This window comes from Streptomyces sp. NPDC055400, from assembly GCF_053644375.1.
In genome coordinates this window covers 145,563-169,322 of record NZ_JBSHLM010000013.1, presented here as the reverse complement: position 1 = coordinate 169,322, position 23,760 = coordinate 145,563, and the positions used below count along the sequence as shown (strand labels likewise).

Here is a 23,760-nt window from a genome sequence, read left to right as displayed (position 1 = left end):
AAAGGACGTGACGCCATGCCGGATGCCGTCACCCGAACCGGCCCGACCGCGCGACCCGAGCTGCTCGCCTCGCTCGATCCGCTCCTGCGCGCGTGGCTGCCCCGGCAACGCTGGTTCGCGGGCAGAACAGCACCCGATCTCACCCTGCTCGCCGCGACGGACCTGCTGCCGGTCACGGCACGCCAGCCGGGCCTGATCCACGCCCTTCTGCGCATCGAGCCCACCCAGGACACCTATCAACTCCTGCTGGGCGTAAGGGAGTCGCTGCCCCCGTACCTGGCGCCGGCCCTCATCGGCCATGTCACGCAGGGCCCCCTCGCCGGACGCACGGTCTACGAGGCCCTGCTCGACCCCCGGCTGACGGACCTCCTCCTGGAGCGGCTGCGCCACCCGGGCCGCCTGGACGGACTGCGCTTCGCGCACGACGGCGCGACCCCGGTCCCGCCGGACCTCGCCCCGCGCCCCCTCGACGCGGAGCAGTCCAACTCGTCGATCATTTACGGAGATACGTTCATCCTCAAGGTGTTCCGCCGTGTGACGCCGGGTCTCAACCCGGACCTGGAACTCCAGCGCGCGCTGGCCGACGAAGGCTGCTCTCGCGCGCTCGCCCCGGTGGCGTGGTTCGAGACGACGGACGACGATCCGCTCTCGCTGGGCCTGCTCCAGCCCTACCTCGCGGGCGCGACGGACGGCTGGGACCTCGCGCTCGGCGAGCTGTCCAAGGGGCAGGACTTCCGCCACGAGGCCCGCGAACTTGGCCGCGCGACAGCGGAGATCCACCTCGCCCTGGCGCACGCCCTGCCGACGGTCACCCTGGGCCGCGCCCACACGGTGCAGCTGGCCCGGTCGATGAAGGACCGCCTGGACAAGGCGGTCCAGGCGGTGCCCGCTCTCCATCCCTACGCGCCCGCGCTGCACACCGCCTTCGACGCCCTCGCGGCCGACACGACCCCCCGCACCGCCCAGCGCGTGCACGGAGACCTGCACCTGGGCCAGTGCCTGCGCTCGCCCGCCGGCGCCTGGTCGGTCATCGACTTCGAGGGCGAGCCGTCCCGCCCCCTGCCCGAACGCCGGCTGCCGCACCCGCCCGCCCGCGACGTGGCCGGCATGCTGCGCTCCTTCGACTACGCGGCCCGCACCAGCCGGCCCTGGGCGCCGGACTGGGCGCGCGGGTGCCGGGACGCCTACTGCGCGGGCTACGCGCAGGCCGCGGGCGACGATCCGCGGACGGACCCGGTCCTGCTGCGCGCCTACGAGACGGACAAGGCGGTCTACGAAGCCGTCTACGAGGCCCATCACCGCCCGGACTGGCTGTCGATCCCCCTGTCGGCGATCGACCGCCTCGCCACGGAGGCCTCCGGCATGCCGCGCCCCCGCACCGGAGACGCGGACGCGGCACCGCAGCACCCCATGTCGACCCCGAGCCAGGAGGCCACCCCGTGACGCACGACCCCTCCCGCTCCACACCGCCCACACCCCTCACCGCCGCCCCTTCCCCCACCCCCGCCGCCGACCGCGACCGCCTCCTCGCCGGCACCCACCACGACCCGCACTCCACCCTCGGCGCGCACACCACGCCCTCCGGGACGGCGTTCCGGGCGCTGCGCCCCTACGCCCGCGCGGTCACGGTCGTCGCGGACGGCCTCCGGGTCGCGCTGCACGACGACGGCGACGGCTTCTTCTCGGGCCTCGTCGACCTGCCCGTACCCCCGGCCGACTACCGCCTCCTGGTCACCTACGAGAGCGGCGACCACGAGACCCCGGACCCGTACGGGCTGCTGCCCGCGCTCTCCGGGTTCGACCTGCACCTGATCGGCGAGGGCCGGCACGAGCAGCTGTGGCAGGCGCTCGGCGCGCACCCCATGACGCACCAGGGCCTCACCGGCACCCGCTTCACCGTCTGGGCGCCCAACGCCCAAGGGGTGCGCGTCGTAGGCGACTTCAACTACTGGAACGGCACGGGCCACCCGATGCGCTCGCTCGGCTCCACAGGGATCTGGGAGCTCTTCGTCCCGGCTCTCGGCGAGGGTGAGCTGTACAAGTTCGAGATCACCCGCCCGGACGGCTCGAAGACGATGCGCGCGGACCCGCTGGCCCGCCGCACGGAGGTCCCGCCCGCCAACTCCTCGGTCATCGACGCGTCGCATCACACCTGGCACGACGACGAGTGGATGGCCCGCCGCGGCACTCCGCCCGTGCACGAGGCCCCGTTCTCGGTCTACGAGATCCACCTCGCGTCCTGGCGGCCCGGCCTCACGTACCGCCGGCTGGCCGATCAACTCCCGGCGTACGTCGCCGACCTGGGGTTCACGCACGTAGAGCTGATGCCCGTCGCCGAGCATCCGTTCGGCGGGTCGTGGGGCTACCAGGTCACCGGCTTCTACGCCCCGACGGCCCGCATGGGCACGCCCGACGACTTCCGGTATCTGGTCGACGCGCTGCACCAGGCCGGCATCGGCGTCCTCATGGACTGGGTGCCGGCCCACTTCCCGCGCGACGACTGGGCGCTCGCCGAGTTCGACGGCCGCACCCTGTACGAGCACGAGGACCCGCTGCGCGCCGCCCACCCCGACTGGGGCACGCTCGAGTTCGACTACGGCCGCAAGGAGGTCCGCAACTTCCTGGTCGCCAACGCGGTGTACTGGTGCGAGGAGTTCCACATCGACGGCCTGCGCGTCGACGCCGTCGCCTCGATGCTGTACCTCGACTACTCGCGCGAGCACGGCCGGTGGACCCCGAACCAGTACGGCGGACGGGAGAACCTGGACGCGGTCGAGTTCCTCCAGGAGATGAACGCGACGCTGTACCGCAGGGTCCCCGGCGTCGTCACGATCGCCGAGGAGTCGACCGCGTGGGACGGCGTGACCCGGGCGACCCACCACATCGGACCGGGCGGCTTCGGGGGTCTCGGCTTCGGCCTGAAGTGGAACATGGGCTGGATGCACGACTCGCTCGGCTACGTGTCCCACGACCCGGTCCACCGCAGCTACCACCACGACGAGATGACGTTCTCGATGGTCTACGCGTACAGCGAGAACTACGTCCTGCCGATCTCGCACGACGAAGTGGTCCACGGCAAGAAGGCGCTGGTCTCCAAGATGCCCGGCGACTGGTGGCAGCAGCGGGCGACCCACCGCGCCTACCTGGGCTTCATGTGGTCCCACCCGGGCAAGCAACTCCTCTTCATGGGGCAGGAGTTCGCGCAGGGCGCCGAGTGGTCGGAGGCCCACGGCCCGGACTGGTGGCTGCTCGACCCGTCGTACCCGGCGGAGCCCGACCACCGCGGTGTCCGCGACCTCACCCGTGACCTGAACGCCGTCTACCGCGGCGAACCGGCGCTCTGGCAGCGCGACATGGACCCGGCGGGCTTCGAGTGGATCGTCGGTGACGCGGCGCAGGACAACGTCTTCGCGTTCCTGCGCCGCGCCGCCGACGGCAGCCCGCTCATGTCGGTGTCCAACTTCTCGCCGGTGGTGCGCCACGAGTACCGGCTCGGCGCCCCCGACGACGTACCGGCCTGGCACGAGGTCCTCAACACCGACGCGTCCCGCTACGGCGGTGGTGACGTCGGCAACCCGGACCCGGTCAAGCCGGACGCCCAGGGTGCCCATGGGCGTCCGGCCAGTGTCCGGCTCACGCTCCCGCCGCTCGCGACGGTGTGGCTCAGGCCCGCGTGACCAGCACGCCGCGCAGCGACTCGGGCAGCTCCCCGCCGTGCACGACGCCGAGTGTCTGGGTGGCCCGGGTCAGCGCGACGTAGAGATCACTGACGCCGTACTCGCCCGGCTCCACGACCAGCACGCGGTCGAACTCGAGCCCCTTGGCCTGGCGGGGGTCGAGCAGCACCAGGTGCTTGGTGAGGTCGGGCTCGCCGCCCGCCACGACGTCCGGCAGCGCGGCGGCGAGCGCCGCGTGCAGCCTGCGCGGAGCGATCACCGCGAGCCGCCCCTCCTCGGGCGTGGCGGCGACGGCCTCCTCGGCCACGGCCTTCACGACGTCACCGGCCGCGCGCGCCCAGGGGCGCACGCCCGTCGAGCGGACCGAGGACGGCGGCTCGAAGCCGGGGTGCTCGGCGCGCAGCACGGCCGCCGCCACGTCCATGATCTCGGACGGCGTGCGGTAGTTGACGCCGAGCCGGGTGTGCTCCCAGCGGTCCGCGACGTACGGCGCGAGGATCTTCTCCCACGATCCGACGCCGGCCTCCTCGGCGGTCTGCGCGGGGTCGCCGACCAGCGTCATCGAGCGCGTCGGCGAGCGGCGCATCAGCAGCCGCCACGCCATCGGCGACAGCTCCTGCGCCTCGTCGACGATGATGTGCCCGAACGCCCAGGTCCGGTCGGCCGCCGCGCGCTCGGCGGCGCTGCGGTGGTCCTCCTCCTCGTACCAGTCGGCGACCCGCTCGGCGTCGACGATGTCGTGCGCGGCGAGGACCTCGGAGTCCTCCTCGTCCTCGAACTCGTACGTCTCCGAGCCGCGGGAGAGTTCGAGCACGCCCTGTGCGTAGCCGATCCGCTCCTGGCGCGCCGCCTCGGCCAGGGCGCGTTCGGCGCTGTCGTCGACGCCGAGCAGCTCGGCGGCCTCGTCGAGGAGCGGAACGTCGGCGGGGGTCCAGTCCGCCGGCCCCGTCACGTCGCGCCGGATCGCCTTCGCGTCCTCGCCGGCCACGTGCACGGGCTCGGCCAGGTAGTCCGCGACCAGGTCCTGCGGGGTGAGCTGCGGCCACAACTCCTCAATGGCGGCGTGCACTTCGGAGCTGGCGGCGACACCCTTGCCGATCAGGGCGAGGTCGTCGGGGCCGAGGAAGTTGGGCCCGCCGTACGGGTCGGCGCCGATGCGCTCCGCGAGCTGGGCGGTGAGCGCGTCGATGATCCGGAAGGCGAAGGTGGGGCGGGCGAGGTTGTGCGGCAGGAGCGTGTCGCGGGCGGCCTGCCGGGCCTCGTAGGCGATCTCCCAGTCGAGGATCAGGTCGCCGTCGTCGTGCCCGACGATCATCGGGGCGCCGGGCTCGGGGAGCTGCTGCCGGTCACGGACGGCGAGCGCGAGGGCGTCCACCATGGCCTCGGCGCCCTTGACGGCGGCGGCGTGCGGGGTGTCCTCGGCGGTGGCGTGCACGCCGGGGAACAGCTCCCCGAGCGAGGCGAGCAGCACGCCGGTCTCGCCGAGCGCGGGCAAGACCTCGCCGATGTAGCCGAGGAAGGCGGGGTTCGGGCCGACGATGAGCACGGCCCGCTTGGCGAGGAGCTCCCGCTGCTCGTACAGGAGGAACGCCGCGCGGTGCAGCGCCACCGCGGTCTTGCCCGTGCCGGGGCCGCCCTCCACCACGAGCACGCCGCGGTGCGAGTGGCGGATGATCCGGTCCTGCTCGGCCTGGATGGTCTGCACGATGTCGCCCATACGGCCGGTGCGGGCCGAGTTCAGGGCGGCGAGCAGTACGGCGTCGCCCGTCGGGTCCTCGAACCCGGTGCGCTCCTCGTCCCCCAGGTCGAGGATCTCGTCGTGCAGCTCGGTGACGGTGCGGCCCTCGGTGGTGAGGTGGCGCCGCCGCCTGATGTCCATGGGCGTGTGCCCGGTGGCGAGATAGAAGGGGCGGGCGACCGGCGCGCGCCAGTCGATCAGAATCGGGGTGTGCTCGCTGTCGTCCTCGCGAATTCCGATGCGCCCGATGTGATGCGCGGTGCCGCCGGCCTTTTCGGTGAGATCGATCCGGCCGAAGCACAGCGAACCGTCGACGGCGTTCAGCGCGGCGAGCAGGCCGGAACGCTCGACGACGAGGAGGTCCCTTTCGAGGCGCGCCTGCTGGCCGGTGCCGACCGGTGTCAGGGCGTCCGTGACCGACTCCGCGGCATCGCCGCGCAGCACATCGACGCGCGCGTAAAGCCGGTCGATGAATTCCTGCTCTTTCTGCAATTCAGCGATTTCACGCGCTTCACGGGTTGACAAAGCGGCTCCCTGCCAGGTACGGTGTGTTTATTCGGCCCCTCGTGAGGGGCCTTTTCTGTGGGCACACAGAAAAGCTCAATATACCCCCTGGCAGGGTCCAATTCTACTCTCGGGGAATTCGCCGCCTTTCTCGCCGGGTACAGCGATCCCTGGCCCCGCCGGCGCCCCGTTTCGACTGCCCGGGCCGGCCCCGAGCGCCCGCCGGAAGCTCAGCCCCCTCCATCTCGGTCCGGTGACCCGCGTCACACCCGCGTCCTGTCAGCAATCGGGGCGCCGTCTCGTTCAAGGGGCACGCGAACGAGACAGGAGCAACGCCATGAAGCACCGCATCGTCGTACTCGGCGCCGGATACGCGGGGGCCTTCGCCGCCGGAAACCTGGCCCGCCGGCTCTCCCCCGCCGACACCGAGATCACCGTCGTCAACGCCGTGCCCGACTTCGTCGAGCGGATGCGCCTCCACCAGCTCGCGATCGGCCAGGACCTCGCGGTCCGCAAACTCGCCGACGTGTTCGCCGGTACCGGGGTGCGGCTGCGCCTGGCGCGCGTCACCGGCGTCGACCCCGAGCGCAGGACCGTCGCCCTGACGGGCCCGGACGGCGATGTGGGCGATGTCGGCGACGGCGAGCTCGCGTACGACACTCTTCTCTACGCGCTCGGCAGCTCCGTCGCCCACCGTGGCGTCCCCGGCGTGGCCGAGCACGCCTTCGATGTGACCGGCCGGTCCTCGGCGCTGCGTCTGCGCGAGCGCCTGGCCGGCCTGGGCGAGGGCGGCACCGTGCTGGTCGTCGGTGAAGGGCTGACCGGCATCGAGAGCGCCACCGAGTTCGCCGAGTCACGGCCCGACCTCTCGGTCGCACTCGCCGCCCGCGGCGAGCTGGGCGCCTGGCTCTCCCCGAAGGCCCGCCGCCACCTGCGCCAGGCCTTCGACCGGCTCGGCATCACCGTCCACGAGCACACCGGGATCGAGGCGGTCGAGCCGACGCGGGCGATCGCCGCCGACGGCACGTGCATCCCGGCCGACGTGACCGTCTGGTCGGCCGGGTTCGCAGTTCACCCCATCGCGGCCGCCGGCGGCCTGGAGGTCGCCGGGACCGGCCAGATCGTCGTCGACCGCACCATGCGCTCGGTCTCGCACCCGGACGTCTACGCCGCCGGTGACTGCGCCTACGCCATCGGCGACAACGGCCGGCCGCTGCCGATGTCCTGCGGCTCCGCCGGATTCACCAACATGCAGGCGACCGCCGCGATCATCGCGCGCCTGACGGGCAGTGAGGTTCCGGCCACCGCGCTGAAGTACTACGGCAACCACATCAGCCTCGGACGGCGGGACGCGATCTTCCAGATGGTGGACGGGGACGTCCGGTCGAAGTCCTGGTACCTGGGCGGCCGGACGGCCGCGCGGCTCAAGTCGGGCGTGCTCAAGGGGTCCGGGTGGAGCATCGTTCACCCGACCTTCGGCCTGCCGAAGCGCAAGCGCCGCCTGGCCACCGCGCCCGACCGGGCCGGTGTGAGGGCCGCCGCCTAGGCTGCTGCGCATGGACAGTGCAGCCATCGATCGGTTCGAGGCCAGCCGGGCCCGGCTGGCCTCGCTCGCGTACCGTCTGCTCGGCTCGGCCGCCGACGCCGAGGACGCCGTGCAGGACACGTTCCTGCGCTGGCAGGCCGCAGACCGCGAACGGGTCGAGGTGCCGGAGGCGTGGCTGACCAAGGTCGTCACCAATCTCTGCCTCGACCGGCTCCGATCGGCGCAGGCGCGCCACGAGCGCGCGGCCGGTGCCTGGCTGCCCGAGCCGCTGCTCGAGGGCGACCCGATGCTCGGCCCTGCCGACACCTTCGAGCAGCGCGAATCGGTGTCCCTGGCCGTACTGACCCTGATGGAGCGCCTCTCACCCGTCGAGCGGGCCGCTTACGTCCTGCGCGAGGCTTTCGCGTACCCCCACGCCGAGATCGCCGGGATCCTCGAGATCAGCGAGTCCGCGAGCCAGCAGCATGTCCACCGGGCCCGGCGCCGGGTCGTCGCCGAGCGCCGCGGCGGCGACGAGGTGGACCCCGCGTCCGCGCGCCGGATCGTCGAGGAGTTCCTCGCCGCCGCCGTGTCCGGGCGCACCGAACGGCTGGTGGAGATGCTCACCGCCGACGTGACGGCGGTCTCGGACGGCGCCGGACTGGCCAGGCGGCTGCTGCGGTACACGACGCGCGAGCGCGTCGCCTCCTACGTGCGGGCCGGCTTCAAGCCCACTGAGGCGAAGCGGCGGCTGGCCGGCGGCTCCCCCGCGTTCCACATCGCGCTGGTCAACGGTTCTCCGGCCGTCCTCGCCGTGGTGGAGGACCGGGTCGTGGGCGCCGTGGCGTTCGAAGTCAGCGACGGCAAGGTCGCGTCCCTGCGCGGCATCGCCGCCGCGGACCGGCTCGCGCGCCTCAGCGGGGCCTGGCGGCAGCACGAGCCGGACGCGCCGGTCATCAGCACCTGGTGACCGGCTCCACCGGAATCCAGTGACGTGTGGCGGAGCGAGGGCGGCGAGGGCCTGACCGTACGACACCGGGCGAACCCGGTGTCCGGGCATGTCGCGCGGGCTGACGGCCTTGGGCGACGACCACTCTTGACGCACATCCGCCCCTTTGGCCTCGATCTCCCGGATGTCCGGCCCTGTCAGACCACGTCCGACAATTCCTCGAGAAGCCGCCGCTTCGGGCGGGCCCCGACCCGCGTCCACACCGGCTCGCCGTCCTTGAAGACCATGAGCGTCGGCATCGACAGCACCCCGTAACGCACCGCGGTCTCCGGGTTGTGATCCACGTCGATCACCACGACGTCGAGCCGCTCCCGCTCCTCGTCCGCGATGGAGCGCAGCACCGGCGCGAGCTGCCGGCACGGCCCGCACCACTCGGCGGTGAACTCCACCAGGACCGGCCGCCCGGCCCCCAGCACCTCTGTGTCGAAGTCCGCGTCCGTGACGTCCCTCAGATCCGTACCCACTTCACCCTCCCAGTTCGCAGCGCGGCGACGGGTCCTCGCCCGCCAGCGCGTCCATGGCCTCCTCGGCACGCTCCAGCTGCGCGCCGACCTTCTCCCGAACGGCGGTCAACTCGCCGATCAGCGCATCGAGTTCGCCGAGCTTGCGGCGGTACCCCGCGAGCGAGGCGGGGCACGAGTCGCCCTCCGGGTGCCCGGCCCGCAGGCACTCCACGAACGGCCGGGTCTCCTCCAGCTCGAACCCGAAGTCCTGGAGCGTCCTGATCTGCCGCAGGGCCCGAAGGTCCGCCTCGTCGTACGTGCGGTAGCCGTTGCCCCCGCGCCGCGCGGGCAGCAGCCCGCGCGACTCGTAGTACCTCAGCGTCCGCGTGGTCGTCCCCGCCCGCTCAGCCAGCTCTCCGATGCGCATGTCCTCGACGGTAAACGTTGACGCCGACGGAAAGGCCAGCGATTACGCGTTGCCCTGCGCGGCCGGCTCCTTCTCGGCGGCGGCGTCCGGCTCGACGGCGCACGTCTCGACTGCAACGTCAGGCTCGGACGTCTCGACTGCCACATCAGGCTCACCCGCGACGTCGGGCTCACCCGCGACGTCGGCGGCAGCGTCCGCCCCCGCCGTCCGTTCCCCGTGCCGCGGCAGCAGTACGGCCACCAGCACCGTTCCGATCCCGAGGATCACCGCGCCGACGACGCTCGTGTGGGCCACCGCGTCCGAGAACGCGGAGCCCACCGCGTCGGCCATCTGCTTCGCTCCGCCCGCGAGCTGCTCGGCCTGCGCCTTGAGCTGGGCCGCCTGCTCGGGACTGGTCGCGCTCGCCGCCTTCTCGGCCACCTTGTGGGCCTGGTCGCCGATGCCCTGTGCCACCGCGTAGCCCGCACCCACCGAGTCCTGCGCCGTCGACAGCGCGTCGCCCGGCAGCTTCGTGCCCGCCGTGTTGTCCGCCAGCCGCGACGCGTACGAGCCGGACAGGACCGAGCCGAGGATCGCGATGCCGAGCGAGCCGCCGAGTTCGAGCGACGTGTCGTTGACCGCGCCGCCCACGCCCAGCTCCGACTCGGGGAACGAGCCCATGATCGCGTCGGTGCACGGCGAGAGGGCGAGGCCGATCGCGAGGCCGAGGATGACCAGGGGCAGCACGAAGTTCCCGTACGCCGACGAGGCGTCGATGCGCGTGAGGAGCGCGAGGGCCGCGGTGCCGCCGACCATGCCGGCCGTCACCGTGATCTTCATGCCGATGCGCGGGGTGAGGTACCCCGTGAGCGCCGAGCCCACGAAGACCGCTCCGGCGAGCGGAAGCATGCGGACGCCGGTGGCCAGCGCGTCGTAGCCGAGGACGAACTGGAGGTGCTGCGTGAGGTAGTAGAAGGCGCCGAAGACCGCGAGGAAGAAGAGGGCGACCGCGAGGTTCGAGCCGGAGAAACGGCGGTCCGTGAAGCGGCGGACGTCCAGGACCGGGCGCGGGTGGCGCAGCTCCCACAGGACGAAGGCCACCAGGGCCACGCCCGCGACGACCGCGGCGCCGATCGCCTTGGCTCCCCAGCCGAAGTGCGGCCCCTCGATGATCATGTAGACGAGGGCGCCGACCCAGACGACGGAGAGCAGTCCGCCGACGTAGTCGATGCGGTGCTGGTGCGCCGTCTTGGACGGCGGTACGAGGACGAGGGCGCCGACGAGGGCGACGGCGGCCACGGGCACGTTGATCAGGAACGTGGACGACCAGCCGTGGTTGTGCAGGAGCGCGCCGGCGACCAGGGGCCCGGCGGCGATGGCGAGTCCCGCGGTGGCGGTCCACAGCACGATGGCCCTGGCGCGCTCGGCGCGCGGGAAGGTGGCCGCGAGCAGCGACAGCGTGGCGGGCATGATCATGGCCGCGCCGACGCCCATCACCGCGCGGGCCGCGATGACCCCGGTGGAGCTGCCGACGAGCGAGCCCGCGACGGCGCCGCCGCCGAAGACGACGAGGCCGAGGACGAGTGCCCCACGCCGGCTGTACTTGTCGCCGATCGCCCCGAGCAGCAGCATCAGGGCCGCGTACGGGACGGTGTAGCCGTCGATGACCCACTGGAGGTCGGCGCTGGTCAGGCCGAGGTCCCGGGTCATGTCGGGCGCCGCGACGGTGAGCGCGGTATTCGCCATCACGATGATCAGCAGGCTCAGGCAGAGCACGAGCAGGGCCCACCAGCGGCGGGCGTACGGCCGGTCCGTCCCCTCGACCGGTTCCTTCATGACGAGGCGCATTCCCCTGCCACCCTCCGGGGCCCTCGGCCCCCGCAGTCCACGAGTCCATGTGTCCACGGACGTTGCACAGTACTGTGCAATTACACAACGCTGTGCAATTTACGTCATTGCACAGCACTGTGCAAAACCACACGTGAACGGGGTCGGGACCGGGGTGCAGAATGGGCGCGTGACTTCAGGACGAGCCGACACCAACCGCCGCCGCATCCTCGACGTCGCCCTCGCCGAGCTGCTGCGCGACCCGGACGCGTCCATGGACCAGATCGCCAGGGCCGCGGGCGTCGTCAGGCGCACGGTCTACGGGCACTTCCCCAGCCGCGAGGCGCTCGTCGCCGCGCTCGTCGACGACGCCGTCGCCGCGGTCGAGGCCGCGCAGTCCGAGGGGCGCGCCGGGGCGACCGACCCGGCCGAGGCCGTGGCCCGCTCGCTGCTCGCCGTGTGGGAGGTCGCCGACCGCTACCGCCTGCTGGTCGCCCTCGCGCAGCGCGCCGTCACCGTCGAGGGCATCCGCGCCCGGCTGACCCCGGTCCGCGACAGCTGCGCCGAGCTGCTCCGACAGGGCCTGAAATCGGGCGAGTTCGCCTCTCCCCTGCCGGCGGCGGCTCTCGCGTACGTCCATGAGCAGGTGCTGTTCGGACTGCTCGAAGCGGTCAACGACGGGCTGATCCCAGCAGAAGAGGCGGGCCGCTCCGCCGCGGTCACCGTACTGACCGCGGCGGGCGTACCCGCCTCACGCGCCACCGAACTGGTGGCAGGGCTCAACTAAGGGCTGTCACACGCCCCCAGGGGCGCGGGGGAACTGCGCGCCCGGCCCCAGACCGACCCGCAGATTCATGCCGGCCCACCCCCAGGGGCGCGGGGAACTGCGCGACCAGCCCCCACCGACCCGCAGATTCCTCACCTGCGAGCCCAGCGGAGCCCTCAGGCCTTCGCCAGCTCCTTGTCGCCCTCACCCCGCTGGTCAGGCACAGCGGCAGCGGCACCGCTCCCGTCGTCCACGAGCGTGCGCTCGTCGAAGGGCAGGTCACCGGCGAGCACGCGCGTGACGCGGTCCTTGTCGACCTCACCCGTCCACGTACCGATGAGGAGGGTCGCCACCGCGTTGCCCGCGAAGTTGGTCAGGGCGCGGGCCTCGCTCATGAAGCGGTCGATGCCGATGATCAGGCCGACGCCGTCGACGAGCGCGGGCTTGTGCGACTGCAGTCCGCTGGCGAGCACCGCGATGCCGGAGCCCGAGACGCCCGCGGCGCCCTTCGACGCGACCATCATGAACAGCAGCAGGCCGATCTGCTGGCCGATGGCGAGGGGCTGGTCCATGGCGTCCGCGATGAACAGCGAGGCCATGGTCAGGTAGATCATCGTGCCGTCGAGGTTGAACGAGTATCCGGTCGGCACGGTGATGCCGACGACGGGACGGCTGACGCCCAGGTGCTCCATCTTCGCGATGAGCCGCGGCAGCGCGGACTCGGACGACGAGGTGGACAGGATCAGCAGGAACTCGCGGCCCAGGTACTTCAGGAGCGCGAACAGGTTGTGGCCGGTGGCCAGGCGCAGCAGGGTCCCGAGGACCACGACGACGAACAGGATGCAGGTCACGTAGAAGCCGAGCATGATCGTGGCCAGCGCCTTCAGGGCGTCCACGCCGGTCTCGCCGATGACGGCCGCCATCGCGCCGAACGCGCCGACGGGCGCGGCCCACATGATCATGCCGAGGACGCGGAAGACCAGCTTCTGGATGTGCTCGACACCCTTGAGGACCGGCTCACCGGCGCGCCCCATGGCCTGGAGCCCGAAGCCGACGAGCAGCGCGACCAGGAGCGTCTGGAGCACCTCGCCCTCGGTGAACGCCGACACGAGGGTCGTCGGGATGATCCCGAGGACGAAGTCGACGGGACCCTCGGCGGCATCCTTGGCCGCGGTGTGGCCGACGTCCTTCACGGCCTGCGTGAGGTGCATGCCGTCGCCCGGGTGCAGGATGTTGCCGACGACCAGGCCGATGGCGAGCGCGACCACGGACATCGCCAGGAAGTAGCCGAGCGCGAGCCCGCCGACCTTGCCGATCTTGGCGGCCTTGCGCACGGACCCGACGCCGAGCACGATCGTGCAGAAGATGATCGGCGAGATCATCATCTTGATCAGGGCCACGAAGCCGGTGCCGACCGGCTTGAGCTCCTTGGCGAAGTCCGGCCAGATGAAACCGACCGCGATGCCGAGCAGGACGGCACCGATGACGGCGATGTACAGATAGTGGGTGCGGTCTCGCTTGGTGGCGGGTGCCACCTGGGTCTCGGCCACGGGTGCCTCCTGACGACGGTGTCTGGGCGTACTGCGTGCGTACGGGGAACCTGCACGTACGCGCCATGCGTGCGGCTCACGTCTGGCGAATCACGGTGACTATCTCCCGGCATGTGAAGGCCGTCACCCTTCCGTTCATTTAGTTCGCGCTTATACGTTCAAGTAGTTCATGTTTAAACGTCCACGCCTGTACGAGAGGCAGACTGGGCCCATGCGCCTCCCCCTCCTGCCACGCGCCCGCAGCCTGGCCGGCCAGCTCTTCGCGATGCAGGTCGTCCTGGTCTTCGTCGTGGTCGCGGGGTGCGCGCTGTTCACGTACATCAGCGACGGCAACCAGGCCGAGCAGGCCGCCACACGCCAGGCGACGGCGGCGGCCCGCGCGGTCGCGGACGCGCCCTCCGTCCGCGGGGCGATCACGGGGAACGGCGACCCGACCCGCACGCTCCAGCCGTACGCGAGCGACGTCCAGCGCCACACCGGAGTGGACTTCGTCACGATCATGGATCCGCACGGCATCCGCTGGACACACCCCGACGAGCACCGCATCGGCGAGCGCTTCCTCGGCCACATCGGGCCCGCCCTGCGCGGCCGGACCTTCTCGGAGACGTACACGGGCACGCTCGGCCCGTCCGTCCGCGTGGTGACCCCGGTCGTGTCGGGGCAACGGATCGTCGGCCTGGTCAGCGCCGGCATCACGGTCGAGGAGATCAGCGCCCAGGCGCGCGGCCAGGTGCTCGCGGTGGCCGGCGTCGCGGCGGGGGCCCTCGTCCTCGGCGGCATCGGCACGTACGTGATCAACGCCCGGCTGCGGCGGCACACCCACGGAATGAACGCCACCGAGCTGAGCCGCATGCACACCTATCACCAGGCGGCCCTGCACGCGGTGCGCGAGGGCCTGGTGATGCTCGACGGGCAGCGCAGGATCGCGCTCATCAACGACGGGGCGCGCGAGCTGCTCGGTGTCGGCGACGAGGCGGTCGGGCGCAATGTCGCGGAGCTCGGCCTGCCCACCCCGCTGACGGGCGCGCTCCTCGCGGCGGAACCCCGCGTCGACGAGGTGCACCTGACCACCGACCGCGTGGTCGTCGTCAACACCTCCCCCGTCTCCAGCGGCGACCGGCGCGGCACCGTGGTGACCCTGCGCGACCACACCGAACTCCAGGCGGTCATGGGCGAGCTGGACTCCGAACGGGGCTTCACGCAGGCGCTGCGCTCGCAGGCCCACGAGGCCGCGAACCGGCTCCACACCGTCGTCTCGCTGATCGAGCTGGACCGGGCCGGCGAGGCGGTCGACTTCGCGACGGCCGAACTGGAGCTGGCGCAGACCCTCACCGACCAGGTCGTCGCCGCCGTGAGCGAGCCGGTGCTCGCCGCGCTCCTGCTCGGCAAGACGGCGCAGGCCAACGAGCACGGCGTGGAGCTGGAGATATCCGAGGACAGCCGCATCGACGACGGCCTGGTGCCGCCCACCCTGCCGGCCCGCGACCTCGTGACGATCCTCGGCAACCTGCTCGACAACGCGGTCGACGCGGCACAGGGCTCCCCGCAGGCGAAGGTGACGGTCACGGCCCGCGCGCAGGACGACACCCTGCTGCTGCGGGTCACGGACACGGGCCCGGGTGTCGCCGACGGCCACGCGGACGCGGTCTTCGAGCGGGGCTGGTCCACCAAGCCGGCCGGTCCCGGCGGGCGCGGCCTCGGTCTCGCGCTCGTCCAGCAGTCCGTCGCCCGTAACTCCGGCACCCTGACCCTGGCCGAGTCCCCCACGGGCGGCGCACAGTTCACTGTCGTCCTGCCCCTCCAGCGCACGAGCGCGACCACGCCCACGGGAGGCACCGCATGACAGATCCCGACGCCACCGGCGGCACCATTCGCGTACTGGTCGTCGAGGACGACCCGGTGGCCGCCGACGCCCATGTCCTGTACGTGAACCGGGTCCCCGGCTTCACCGCGATCGGCAAGGCGCACACGGCCGCCGAGGCGCACCGGGCGCTGGAGCGCACCCAGGTCGACCTGCTCCTCCTCGACCTGCACCTCCCCGACGGCCACGGTCTCCAGCTGGCGCGCTCGCTGCGGGCGGCCGGCCATCACACGGACGTGATCGCGGTGACCTCGGCCCGCGATCTCACGGTGGTCCGCGAAGGGGTCTCGCTCGGGGTGGTGCAGTACGTACTGAAGCCCTTCACGTTCCCGACGCTGCGCGACCGGCTCGTGCGCTACGCGGAGTTCCGGGCGGCTGCGGGCGAGGCGGGCGGCCAGGACGAGGTCGACCGCGCCCTGGCCACGCTGCGCGCCCCGGGTCCGGCCGCCCTGCCCAAGGGGCTGAGCGCACCGACCCTGGAGCGCGTCACGCGAACGCTGCGCGCCGCTCCCGAGGGTCTGACCGCCGCGGCGGCGGCCGAGTCGGTGGGCATCTCGCGCATCACGGCCCGCCGCTACCTGGAGCATCTCGTCGAGTCGGGCCGCGCCGCCCGCAGCCCTCAGTACGGCCAGGTGGGCCGACCCGAACTGCACTACCGCTGGCTCACGACGGTCTAGACCATTGGTCAACCACCCACTCCTGCACGGGGATTGACCTTGATCCGACCCCGCCCGTACGTTCACCGGGCAGCCCCGCTCGGCAAGCCGGCCGGCGGCGGCCCGTAGGAGGTCGTGCCCGTGCGCCCCACCGCTCCAGTGCTCCTCAGCGCCACTCTGCTCATCGCCGCGACCGGCCTGACGGCCTGTAGCAGCGGCTCCGGGGACGACCCGGACACCGTCAGGATCTCCTTCAAGCAGTCGACCGACAACCAGATACGTGTCATGGACAAGTACCTGGCGTCGATGAAGACGCAGTTCGAGAAGGACCATCCGGGCAAGAAGGTGAAGCTGGTACCGATCAAGGCGCCGGACTCCGAGTACTACACCAAGCTCCAGCAGATGCTGCGCTCCCCGAAGACAGCACCCGACCTGGTCTACGAGGACACGTTCCTCATCAACTCGGACATCACCAGCGGCTATCTGAAGCCGCTCGACTCGTATCTCGCCAAGTGGCCCGACTGGAACCAGTTCATCGACACGGCGAAGAACGCGGCCAAGGCCCAGGACGGCAAGACGTACGGCGTCCCGGACGGCACGGACACCCGCGGACTCTGGTACGACAAGGGCATCTTCGCGAAGGCCGGCATCAAGACGCCCTGGCAGCCGGAGAATTGGGACGAGATCCTCGACACGGCCCGCACGATCAAGAAGAAGGTCCCCTCCGTCACCCCGCTCAACGTCTACACGGGCAAGCCCGGCGGCGAGCAGTCGGCGATGCAGGGCTTCGAGATGCTCCTGTACGGGACGGGGCCGGGCACGGCGGACCCCCTGTACGACAAGTCGTCCAACAAGTGGATCACCGCGGGCAAGCCGTTCAAGGACGCGCTGACGTTCGTGAAGACGGTCTACGGCGAGAAGCTCGGCCCCGACGTCTCCGACGCCCTCGACCCGAACATCGGCACCCGGGTCCGCGGCGAACTGCTCCCCAAGAGCAAGCTGGCGATCAACCTCGACGGCTCCTGGCTCCCGCAGGACTGGCTGAAGGGCAGCGGCCACGAGTGGCCCGAGTGGTCGCAGAAGCTGGGCCTCGCGCACATGCCGACGCAGAACGGCCAGGCGCCGGGCAAGGTCAGCATGTCGGGCGGCTGGACCTGGTCGATCCCGTCGAAGGCGTCCAACCCGGACCTGGCCTTCGAGTTCATCAAGACGATGCAGACCAAGGCCAACGCCCAGAAGTGGTACATCGCCAACTCGGGCATCGCGGTCCGCAAGGACGTCGCGGCCGACCCGGCGTACGTGAAGGCGCAGCCCGGCATCAAGTTCTTCACGGACCTGGTGGCGTCGACCCACTACCGGCCCGCCTACCCCGCATACCCGAAGGTCTCCACGGCGATCCAGGAGGCGATGGAGTCGGTCACGACGGGCGACAGCTCGGTCGAGAAGGCGGCGAGCACGTATGACGAGCAACTGAAGACGGCGACGGACGGCAAGGTGACATCCAAGTGAAGGCGGGGCGGGGCGGTGTACGCCGCCCCCTGGCACGCGCCCTGCCCCTGGCCCCTTCCCTGGTCCTGCTGCTGCTCTTCCTGGCCGGCCCGATCGCGTACTGCGCGTACATCGCCTTCACGGACCTGCAGTTGACGGGCCAGGCCCACTCCTCCTTCGTGGGCTTCGACAACTTCACGGCCGCGTTCAAGGACGACGCGTTCCTGAACGCGGTCTGGCTCACGCTCGTCTTCACGGTCCTGTCCTCGCTCATCGGCCAGAACACGCTGGGTCTCGCCCTGGCCGCGCTCATGCAGCGCGCGTCGAAGACGGTCCGCACGGTCACGGGCGCGGTCGTGGTCTGCGCGTGGGTCCTGCCGGAGGTCGTCGCCGGCTTCCTCCTCTACGCGTTCTTCCGCCGCGAGGGCACGCTGAACGCGATCCTGGACTGGCTCCATCTCCCCACCCAGAACTGGCTGTTCACACTGCCGATCCTCGCGGTGTCCTTCGCGAACGTGTGGCGCGGGACGGCGTTCTCCATGCTGGTCTACTCGGCGGCGCTCGGCGAGATACCCAAGGAGATCACCGAGGCCGCGGAGATGGACGGCGCGGGCGGCTGGCGCCGCATGTGGCACATCACGCTCCCGATGATCCGCCGCTCCATCGGCACGAACCTCATGCTGAACACCCTGCAGACGCTGTCCGTCTTCGGCCTGATCTGGGTGATGACGCGGGGCGGCCCCGGAAACCGCAGCCAGACCCTGCCCCTGTTCATGTACGAGCAGGCCTTCCAGAAGAGCATGATCGGCTACGGCACGGCGGTCGCCCTGCTCCTCCTGGTCGTCGGATCGCTGTTCTCGCTGGTCTATATGCGCCTGCTGCGCTCGGAGGCCTGAGTGTCCTCACCCCGCACCGTCCGCCACCGCCTCGCGGCCGACGCCGGACTCCTGATCGTCGCCGCGGCGTTCGTCCTGCCGCTGGCGTGGGTGATCCTCTCCGCGCTCGATCCGCACGCGAACCTCCAGGTGAAGATCCCCGACGGGGTCACCCTGGACAACTTCGACGCGGTCCTGACCCCCGACATCACCTTCACACCGCTCCTCAACAGCCTCCTGCTGTGCGGCGGAGCGACCCTGCTGACGGTGGCGAGCGCGGCGCTCGCGGCGTACCCGCTGTCCCGCTACCGCTCCCGCTTCAACAACCCCTTCCTGGCGACGGTCCTGTTCGCGACGTGCCTGCCCATCACGGCGATCATGGTCCCGGTCTACGCGCTCTTCGTGCAGGTCAACCTGATCGACACCATGCAGGGCACAATCTTCTTCTTCGCGGCGTCCCAACTCCCGTTCGCCATCTGGCTGATGAAGAACTTCATGGACGGTGTCCCGAAGGAGCTGGAGGAAGCGGCCTGGACCGACGGAGCGTCCTCGTTCCAGTCCCTGATCCGCATCGTGCTCCCCCTGATGGGCCCGGGAGTAGCGGTGGTCACGGTCTTCTCGTTCGTCATGATGTGGGGCAACTTCTTCGTCCCCTTCATGCTCCTGCTCACCCCCGAACAGATGCCGGCCTCGGTCAGCATCAACGACTTCTTCGGCAACCGGGGCACAGTGGTCTACGGCCAGCTCGCCGCCTTCTCGATCATCTACTCGACGCCGGTGATCCTGCTGTACGTCCTGGTGGCCCGGCGCTTCGGCGGGGGGTTCGCGCTGGGGGGTGCGGTCAAGGGCTGACCGGCCGCACCCTCGCGCACAGCATGGAGCAACCGGCGAACCGGCCGCCCCTCAGCCGATCGGCACCGGCATCCTCACCACGTCGTACGCCAGGTCGATCGCACGACCCGTGGCCGGATCGGTCAGTTCCACGCGCCAGTGGGGGGCGAACTGGTCGACGCCCTCGGCCATCGGGATGGTGCCCGAGATCAGGACCGTGCCGGGCACCAGGTCGCCGCGCTCCCGGAGGACGTCCGCCCAGTAGGCGGGCGTGAGCAGCTCGGCCAGGGTGCCGTCCTGGATGAGGGTCTCCTGGCCGTCGTGGGTCACCCAGGCGCGCAGGGTCAGGTCGTCGAGGCGCTCCTGCACGTCGGCGAGGCGCCAGGCGCGGCGGGCGAGGACGTCGGGGCTCGCGTTCTTGCTCCATGCCACGCCGTGCACCTCAAGGTCGCGGTCGGTGTGGTCGCAGGCGGCCGTCAGGAGCAGGTCGCCGCCCCGGTCGACGACCAGCGCCCACTCGGCCTCGCCCGAGGTGCGCCCGTGCTGGACGCGGACCTGCTCGGTGTGCTGGGCGAGGTAGGGGGAGACGGGGTAGAGCGCGGGGGTCACGGACGGCGCGGGCACCCCCAGCTCGGCGAGTTCCGCCACGTGGGCGGCCACGTCGTCCTGGCTGCGTCCGGCGTACCCGGCGTTGAGCACCTGCACGACATCGACCTCGCGGGTGGTGCCGTCGGGCAGTTCGAAGGTCAGCAGCGCCATGGGGTTTCTCCACATCGTTCGCGGTATCGGGGAGGTTAACTTTGCGCGGAAGGCTTGCGCATACGACCTGTATACAAGAAGTATGCCGGAAGGTCGACAGTTAACCTCACCCAAGGAACCTCAGGGACGGACGTCGTGAACCACACCAGCACGAGCACGGAAAAGACCCCGCTCGGCGGGTCCGCGGTCCGCCGCGCCTTCTTCGCCAGCCTGACCGGAACCGCACTGGAGTGGTACGACTTCGCCATCTACTCCGTCGCGGCGGCGCTGGTCTTCGGCGATGTCTTCTTCCCCTCGGAAGACCCCGCCACCGGAACCCTCCTCGCGTTCTCCACGTACGCCGTCGGCTATGTGTCGCGCCCGCTCGGCGGTTTCGTCTTCGGCCGCCTCGGCGACAAGCTCGGCCGCAAGAAGGTCCTGATCGCGACCCTCGTCCTGATCGGGGTCGCGACCCTCGCGATCGGCCTGCTCCCCTCCTACGCCACGATCGGCGTGGCCGCGCCGATCACCCTCGTGATACTCCGCTTCGCCCAGGGCGTCGGCGTCGGCGGCGAGTGGGGCGGCGCGGTGCTGCTGTCCAGCGAGTTCGGCGATCCGCGCCGGCGCGGCTTCTACGCCTCGGCCGCGCAGATCGGCCCGCCGGTCGGCAACCTGCTCGCCAACGGTGTACTCGCTGCCCTCGGCGCACTCCTGACGGAGGCTCAGTTCACTTCCTGGGGCTGGCGCGTGGCGTTCCTGCTCTCCGGCGTCCTCGTCCTCTTCGGCCTGTGGATCCGCGCGAAGCTCGAGGAAACCCCGGTCTTCAAGGCGATGGAGGCCGAGCACAAGCGCCCTGAGGCCCCGATCCGCGAGGTCTTCACGACGCACCCGCGCGCTCTGACGGCCGCGATCCTCAGCCGCGTGGCCCCGGACGTCCTGTACGCGCTGTTCACCGTCTTCGTCCTGACCTACGCGACCGGCGAACTCGGCATGTCCCGCGGCTCCGCCCTGGCCGCCGTCCTCATCGGCTCCTCCCTCCAGGTCTTCCTGATCCCGCTGGCCGGCGCCCTCTCCGACCGCGTCAACCGCCGTGTCCTGTACGGGGTCTCGGCCGCGGCCGCCGGCGTGTGGCCGTTCCTGTTCTTCCCGATGACCGGCGGCGGGAGCTGGCCGCTGCTCGCCCTCGGCGTCGTGGTGGCCCTGGTCTTCCACTCCGCGATGTACGGGCCGCAGGCGGCCTTCATCGCCGAGCAGTTCTCCCCGCGCCTGCGCTACACCGGCTCCTCGCTCGCGTACACGCTGGCCGGTGTCATCGGCGGCGCCGTCGCGCCCCTGCTGTTCACGGCGCTGCTCGACGCGTACGACTCGTGGATCCCGCTGGCCCTCTACGTCGCGGGCACCGCGATCGTCACGATCGCCGGACTGTGCCTCGGCCGCGACGGCGACCGGAGCGACGAGGAGCTGCTGAGCGGCGAGCCGGTCCGCTCCCCCGCCGCGACCACGGCGTCCTGACCCCCGCACCGCGCATTCCCGAACACCACACGAGGAGGAACGTCTCATGCGCATCGCGCTGAGCCAGATCACCACCGGCCCCCGCCCCGAGGAGAACCTCGCGCTCCTGAGCGAACAGGCCCGTCTCGCGGCGGACGCGGGCGCCCGCGTCGTCGTCTTCCCGGAAGCCGCGATGGCCTGCTTCGGGACGCCGCTGGCGCCGCTGGCCCAGCCACTCGACGGCCCCTGGGCCACGGCGGTCCGCCAGATCGCCAAGGAGGCCGGGCTCGTCGTGGTCGCGGGCATGTTCACCCCCGCCCCGGACGGAAAGGTGGCCAACACCCTGCTCGCCACCGGCCCCGGCGTCGAGGCGTCCTACGACAAGATCCACCTCTACGACGCCTTCGGCTTCGCCGAGTCCGACACGGTGGCGCCCGGGTCCGAGGTCGTCACCTTCGAGGTCGACGGCACCCGCTTCGGGCTCGCGACCTGCTACGACGTCCGTTTCCCCGAGTTGTTCAGGGCCCACGCCGACGCGGGCGCGGTCGTTTCCGTACTGCCCGCCTCGTGGGGCGCGGGTCCCGGCAAGCGTGAGCAGTGGGAGCTGCTGATCCGCGCCCGTGCGCTCGACGCCACGCTCTATCTCGCCGCCGTGGACCAGGCGGACCCGGCGGCGTCCGGCGTCCCCGCCGTGTCGAACGCCCCCACCGGCATCGGCCACAGCGCCGTCGTCGGCCCCGACGGAACCGTACGCAAGCACCTCGAAGAGGGCCCGGGGCTGCTCATCGCGGACCTGGACCTCGACGAGGTCGCCTCGGTCCGCCGCTCCATCCCGGTACTGGCCAATCGCAGGAGCCTGTGACGACGAGCCGGACGACGGCAGGCCACTGGGCAGGCGGGAATGTGACGACACCCCCTAGCCCGCGAGCAGCACCTTGAGCGTCGACTCCAGGTGGCTGTCGATCGCGGTGCACGCGGCCTGCCGGTCGCCGGCGGCGATCGCGTCGAGGATCGCCTCGTGCTCGTGGAGCACGGACTCCTGCCGGCCGTGCTGGTTGAACAGCGCCACCACCCCGGCCCGGATCTGGCGGCTGCGGAGCCCGTCGTAGTGGCGGTCGAGCAGGGCGTTGCCCGCGGCCGCCACGATCGTCGCGTGGAAGAGGTGATCCACCGCGATGAACTCCTTGGCGTGCTCGGCCCCGCTGAGCGTGCGCTGGCGTCCGAGCAGTGCGGTCAGCTCGGACACCGGGGCCTTGCCCTCGGCGATGACCCGCTCCGCCGAGTAGCGCTCGACGATGCCGCGCAGCTCCATCAGCTCGGTGATCTCCCGCCCCGACAGCGGCACGACCTGCGCCCCGCGCTTGGGGACCAGCCGCACGAGGTCCTCGGCGGCGAGCAGCAGGAGCGCCTCGCGGATCGGGGTGCGGGAGACGCCGATACGGTCGGCGAGCTCCTGCTCGGAGAGGAACTCCCCTTGCCTGTCCGGGTCGGCGAGCACGTTCTCCTTGAGAAACGCGTAGGCCTTGTCCCGTCCCGACGTCACGACTGCCCCCAGGGTTGCATACAAGGAGTATACGGATCTGGTTACCGGGAGTCCCGTCCCCGTAGGTTCCTACGACAAGTAACCCGGTGCGAACAGACCGTAGCCACCGGCATGTCCCACACCTACCGTGTGCCCGTGCACCCAAGCGACTCCGCCCCACCGTTCAACGCCCCGGCCGCCCGACGCCTCCGCGAGGCCCTGGGCATGGCGCCCGGGCATGTCGCTTACGGCATGCGCGCCTCGTACGGCCAGCATCACGTCACGCCCGACACGATCATCGCCTGGGAGCGTGGTCTCACCTCGCCGACGGCGGCGGAACTCACCGCTCTCGCGGGCGCCCTGTGGTGTTCGCCGGGGGATCTCATCGGCACGGCACGGACGCTGCGCGAGCACCGGATGGCCCGCGGCATGGCGCCGGAGGACGTGGCGCGCACGGTGGGGGTGGAGATCCACTCGTATCTGCGGATGGAGGAGACCGGCGAGTGGCGCGGCAACGAGCGCCAGTCGGCCGCCCTCGCCGAGGTGCTCGGTCTGACGCCGCCCGACTTCGCGACCGTCACCGGCCGCAATGACCAGCTGACGGATCTCCTGCGCAGCGCGGTGACCACGCGCTGGCAGGCCTACACGCGCCCGGTCGCCAAGCTCGTGCCCGTGCACAAGGGACAACTGGAGGAGGCGCTCCAGGAGATGCAGCTCGAGTACCAGGCGCTGATGGCCGCGACGCTCAGCTGGGGCGGCGGTTCGGGACGCGAGTCGGGCGAGGCCGGGCGGGAGTTCCTCGACGGGATCCTCGACGAGTTCTGGTCGAGGATGCACACGTCGTAGGCGGTAG

The 23,760-nt window shown here is 71.3% G+C and carries 20 protein-coding genes; 13 read left to right on the top strand and 7 right to left on the bottom strand.

All coding sequences use genetic code 11. The annotated features are described in order from the left end of the window. Positions 1-15 precede the first annotated feature (15 nt). Both ACWIGU_RS31020 and glgB read left to right on the top strand, forming a co-directional pair. Positions 16-1,443: a maltokinase N-terminal cap-like domain-containing protein gene (locus ACWIGU_RS31020; RefSeq protein WP_454404990.1), complete on the top strand. Its 1,428-nt coding sequence runs from the start codon at positions 16-18 to the stop codon at positions 1,441-1,443. Further along, a complete protein-coding gene (gene glgB / locus ACWIGU_RS31015) occupies positions 1,440-3,677 on the top strand; it encodes a 1,4-alpha-glucan branching enzyme (RefSeq protein WP_454404989.1) in 2,238 nt (745 codons plus the stop codon). Before ACWIGU_RS31020 ends, glgB begins: the two co-directional genes overlap by 4 nt. Here the strand turns inward: glgB and ACWIGU_RS31010 are convergent. Continuing rightward, on the bottom strand, positions 3,664-5,907 hold the full coding sequence (locus tag ACWIGU_RS31010; RefSeq protein WP_454404988.1) for a HelD family protein: 2,244 nt from the start codon (positions 5,905-5,907) through the stop codon (positions 3,664-3,666). The two genes, glgB and ACWIGU_RS31010, sit on opposite strands and share 14 nt — an antisense overlap. A gap of 349 nt (positions 5,908-6,256) precedes the next feature. On the opposite strand from ACWIGU_RS31010, the gene ACWIGU_RS31005 reads away from it, so the two are divergent. Together ACWIGU_RS31005 and ACWIGU_RS31000 are read left to right on the top strand one after the other, a co-directional pair. After that, positions 6,257-7,465, top strand: a complete 1,209-nt coding sequence (locus tag ACWIGU_RS31005; protein ID WP_454404987.1) for an NAD(P)/FAD-dependent oxidoreductase — start codon at positions 6,257-6,259, stop codon at positions 7,463-7,465. A gap of 10 nt (positions 7,466-7,475) precedes the next feature. Beyond that, on the top strand, positions 7,476-8,414 hold the full coding sequence (locus ACWIGU_RS31000; RefSeq protein ID WP_454404986.1) for a sigma-70 family RNA polymerase sigma factor: 939 nt from the start codon (positions 7,476-7,478) through the stop codon (positions 8,412-8,414). A 176-nt stretch (positions 8,415-8,590) separates the two neighbouring features. Here ACWIGU_RS31000 and trxA read toward each other — a convergent pair whose 3' ends face one another. From trxA to ACWIGU_RS30985, 3 genes are read right to left on the bottom strand one after another with little or no spacing between them, the layout of a single operon-like run. Then, a complete protein-coding gene (gene trxA, locus ACWIGU_RS30995; RefSeq protein WP_356284842.1) occupies positions 8,591-8,917 on the bottom strand; it encodes a thioredoxin in 327 nt (108 codons plus the stop codon). A gap of 1 nt (position 8,918) precedes the next feature. Further along, positions 8,919-9,323, bottom strand: a complete 405-nt coding sequence (locus ACWIGU_RS30990; RefSeq protein ID WP_454404985.1) for a MerR family transcriptional regulator — start codon at positions 9,321-9,323, stop codon at positions 8,919-8,921. A 42-nt stretch (positions 9,324-9,365) separates the two neighbouring features. Beyond that, positions 9,366-11,150, bottom strand: a complete 1,785-nt coding sequence (locus tag ACWIGU_RS30985) for an MFS transporter (protein WP_454404984.1) — start codon at positions 11,148-11,150, stop codon at positions 9,366-9,368. A gap of 169 nt (positions 11,151-11,319) precedes the next feature. Between ACWIGU_RS30985 and ACWIGU_RS30980 the strand changes: the two genes are divergently transcribed. After that, positions 11,320-11,916: a TetR/AcrR family transcriptional regulator gene (locus ACWIGU_RS30980; RefSeq protein WP_454404983.1), complete on the top strand. Its 597-nt coding sequence runs from the start codon at positions 11,320-11,322 to the stop codon at positions 11,914-11,916. A gap of 155 nt (positions 11,917-12,071) precedes the next feature. On the opposite strand, the gene ACWIGU_RS30975 is transcribed toward ACWIGU_RS30980, so the two are convergent. After that, positions 12,072-13,445 carry a cation:dicarboxylate symporter family transporter gene (locus ACWIGU_RS30975; RefSeq protein ID WP_454404982.1) on the bottom strand — a complete coding sequence of 458 codons (1,374 nt, stop codon included), beginning with the start codon at positions 13,443-13,445 and terminating at the stop codon, positions 12,072-12,074. A gap of 211 nt (positions 13,446-13,656) precedes the next feature. Here ACWIGU_RS30975 and ACWIGU_RS30970 point away from each other — a divergent pair, with 211 nt between their 5' ends. The 5 genes from ACWIGU_RS30970 (at position 13,657) to ACWIGU_RS30950 (ending at position 19,177) form a co-directional block, all read left to right on the top strand. Beyond that, entirely contained in the window at positions 13,657-15,288 is a 1,632-nt protein-coding gene (locus ACWIGU_RS30970; RefSeq protein WP_454404981.1) for a sensor histidine kinase, read from the top strand. Beyond that, positions 15,285-15,983, top strand: a complete 699-nt coding sequence (locus ACWIGU_RS30965; protein ID WP_454404980.1) for a response regulator — start codon at positions 15,285-15,287, stop codon at positions 15,981-15,983. The genes ACWIGU_RS30970 and ACWIGU_RS30965 overlap by 4 nt, the downstream gene beginning before the upstream one ends. A 120-nt stretch (positions 15,984-16,103) precedes the next feature. Next, positions 16,104-17,471, top strand: a complete 1,368-nt coding sequence (locus ACWIGU_RS30960) for an extracellular solute-binding protein (protein ID WP_454404979.1) — start codon at positions 16,104-16,106, stop codon at positions 17,469-17,471. After that, positions 17,468-18,346: a carbohydrate ABC transporter permease gene (locus ACWIGU_RS30955; protein WP_454404978.1), complete on the top strand. Its 879-nt coding sequence runs from the start codon at positions 17,468-17,470 to the stop codon at positions 18,344-18,346. The genes ACWIGU_RS30960 and ACWIGU_RS30955 overlap by 4 nt, the downstream gene beginning before the upstream one ends. After that, positions 18,347-19,177 carry a carbohydrate ABC transporter permease gene (locus tag ACWIGU_RS30950; protein WP_454404977.1) on the top strand — a complete coding sequence of 277 codons (831 nt, stop codon included), beginning with the start codon at positions 18,347-18,349 and terminating at the stop codon, positions 19,175-19,177. Positions 19,178-19,228: 51 nt separating this feature from the next. Here ACWIGU_RS30950 and ACWIGU_RS30945 read toward each other — a convergent pair whose 3' ends face one another. Beyond that, positions 19,229-19,915: a DUF2848 domain-containing protein gene (locus ACWIGU_RS30945; RefSeq protein ID WP_454404976.1), complete on the bottom strand. Its 687-nt coding sequence runs from the start codon at positions 19,913-19,915 to the stop codon at positions 19,229-19,231. Between the two features lie 135 nt (positions 19,916-20,050). Here ACWIGU_RS30945 and ACWIGU_RS30940 point away from each other — a divergent pair, with 135 nt between their 5' ends. Both ACWIGU_RS30940 and ACWIGU_RS30935 read left to right on the top strand, forming a co-directional pair. Then, on the top strand, positions 20,051-21,406 hold the full coding sequence (locus ACWIGU_RS30940) for an MFS transporter (protein ID WP_454404975.1): 1,356 nt from the start codon (positions 20,051-20,053) through the stop codon (positions 21,404-21,406). Between the two features lie 46 nt (positions 21,407-21,452). Continuing rightward, a complete protein-coding gene (locus ACWIGU_RS30935; RefSeq protein WP_454404974.1) occupies positions 21,453-22,247 on the top strand; it encodes a carbon-nitrogen hydrolase family protein in 795 nt (264 codons plus the stop codon). A gap of 54 nt (positions 22,248-22,301) precedes the next feature. Here the strand turns inward: ACWIGU_RS30935 and ACWIGU_RS30930 are convergent, their stop codons facing one another. Next, positions 22,302-22,928: a GntR family transcriptional regulator gene (locus ACWIGU_RS30930; protein ID WP_100595808.1), complete on the bottom strand. Its 627-nt coding sequence runs from the start codon at positions 22,926-22,928 to the stop codon at positions 22,302-22,304. 111 nt (positions 22,929-23,039) lie between these two features. On the opposite strand from ACWIGU_RS30930, the gene ACWIGU_RS30925 reads away from it, so the two are divergent. Further along, a complete protein-coding gene (locus ACWIGU_RS30925; protein WP_454404973.1) occupies positions 23,040-23,753 on the top strand; it encodes a helix-turn-helix domain-containing protein in 714 nt (237 codons plus the stop codon). Positions 23,754-23,760: the final 7 nt, after the last annotated feature.

Excerpts from the sequence above, each read along its gene's own strand:
- ACWIGU_RS31020 (WP_454404990.1), top strand. The coding sequence starts at position 16 with ATGCCGGATGCCGTCACCCGAACCGGCCCGACCGCGCGACCCGAGCTG.
- ACWIGU_RS31005 (WP_454404987.1), top strand. The coding sequence starts at position 6,257 with ATGAAGCACCGCATCGTCGTACTCGGCGCCGGATACGCGGGGGCCTTC.
- ACWIGU_RS31000 (WP_454404986.1), top strand. The coding sequence starts at position 7,476 with ATGGACAGTGCAGCCATCGATCGGTTCGAGGCCAGCCGGGCCCGGCTG.
- ACWIGU_RS30990 (WP_454404985.1), bottom strand. The coding sequence starts at position 9,323 with ATGCGCATCGGAGAGCTGGCTGAGCGGGCGGGGACGACCACGCGGACG.
- ACWIGU_RS30985 (WP_454404984.1), bottom strand. The coding sequence starts at position 11,150 with ATGCGCCTCGTCATGAAGGAACCGGTCGAGGGGACGGACCGGCCGTAC.
- ACWIGU_RS30970 (WP_454404981.1), top strand. The coding sequence starts at position 13,657 with ATGCGCCTCCCCCTCCTGCCACGCGCCCGCAGCCTGGCCGGCCAGCTC.
- ACWIGU_RS30965 (WP_454404980.1), top strand. The coding sequence starts at position 15,285 with ATGACAGATCCCGACGCCACCGGCGGCACCATTCGCGTACTGGTCGTC.
- ACWIGU_RS30945 (WP_454404976.1), bottom strand. The coding sequence starts at position 19,915 with ATGGCGCTGCTGACCTTCGAACTGCCCGACGGCACCACCCGCGAGGTC.
- ACWIGU_RS30935 (WP_454404974.1), top strand. The coding sequence starts at position 21,453 with ATGCGCATCGCGCTGAGCCAGATCACCACCGGCCCCCGCCCCGAGGAG.
- ACWIGU_RS30925 (WP_454404973.1), top strand. The coding sequence starts at position 23,040 with ATGTCCCACACCTACCGTGTGCCCGTGCACCCAAGCGACTCCGCCCCA.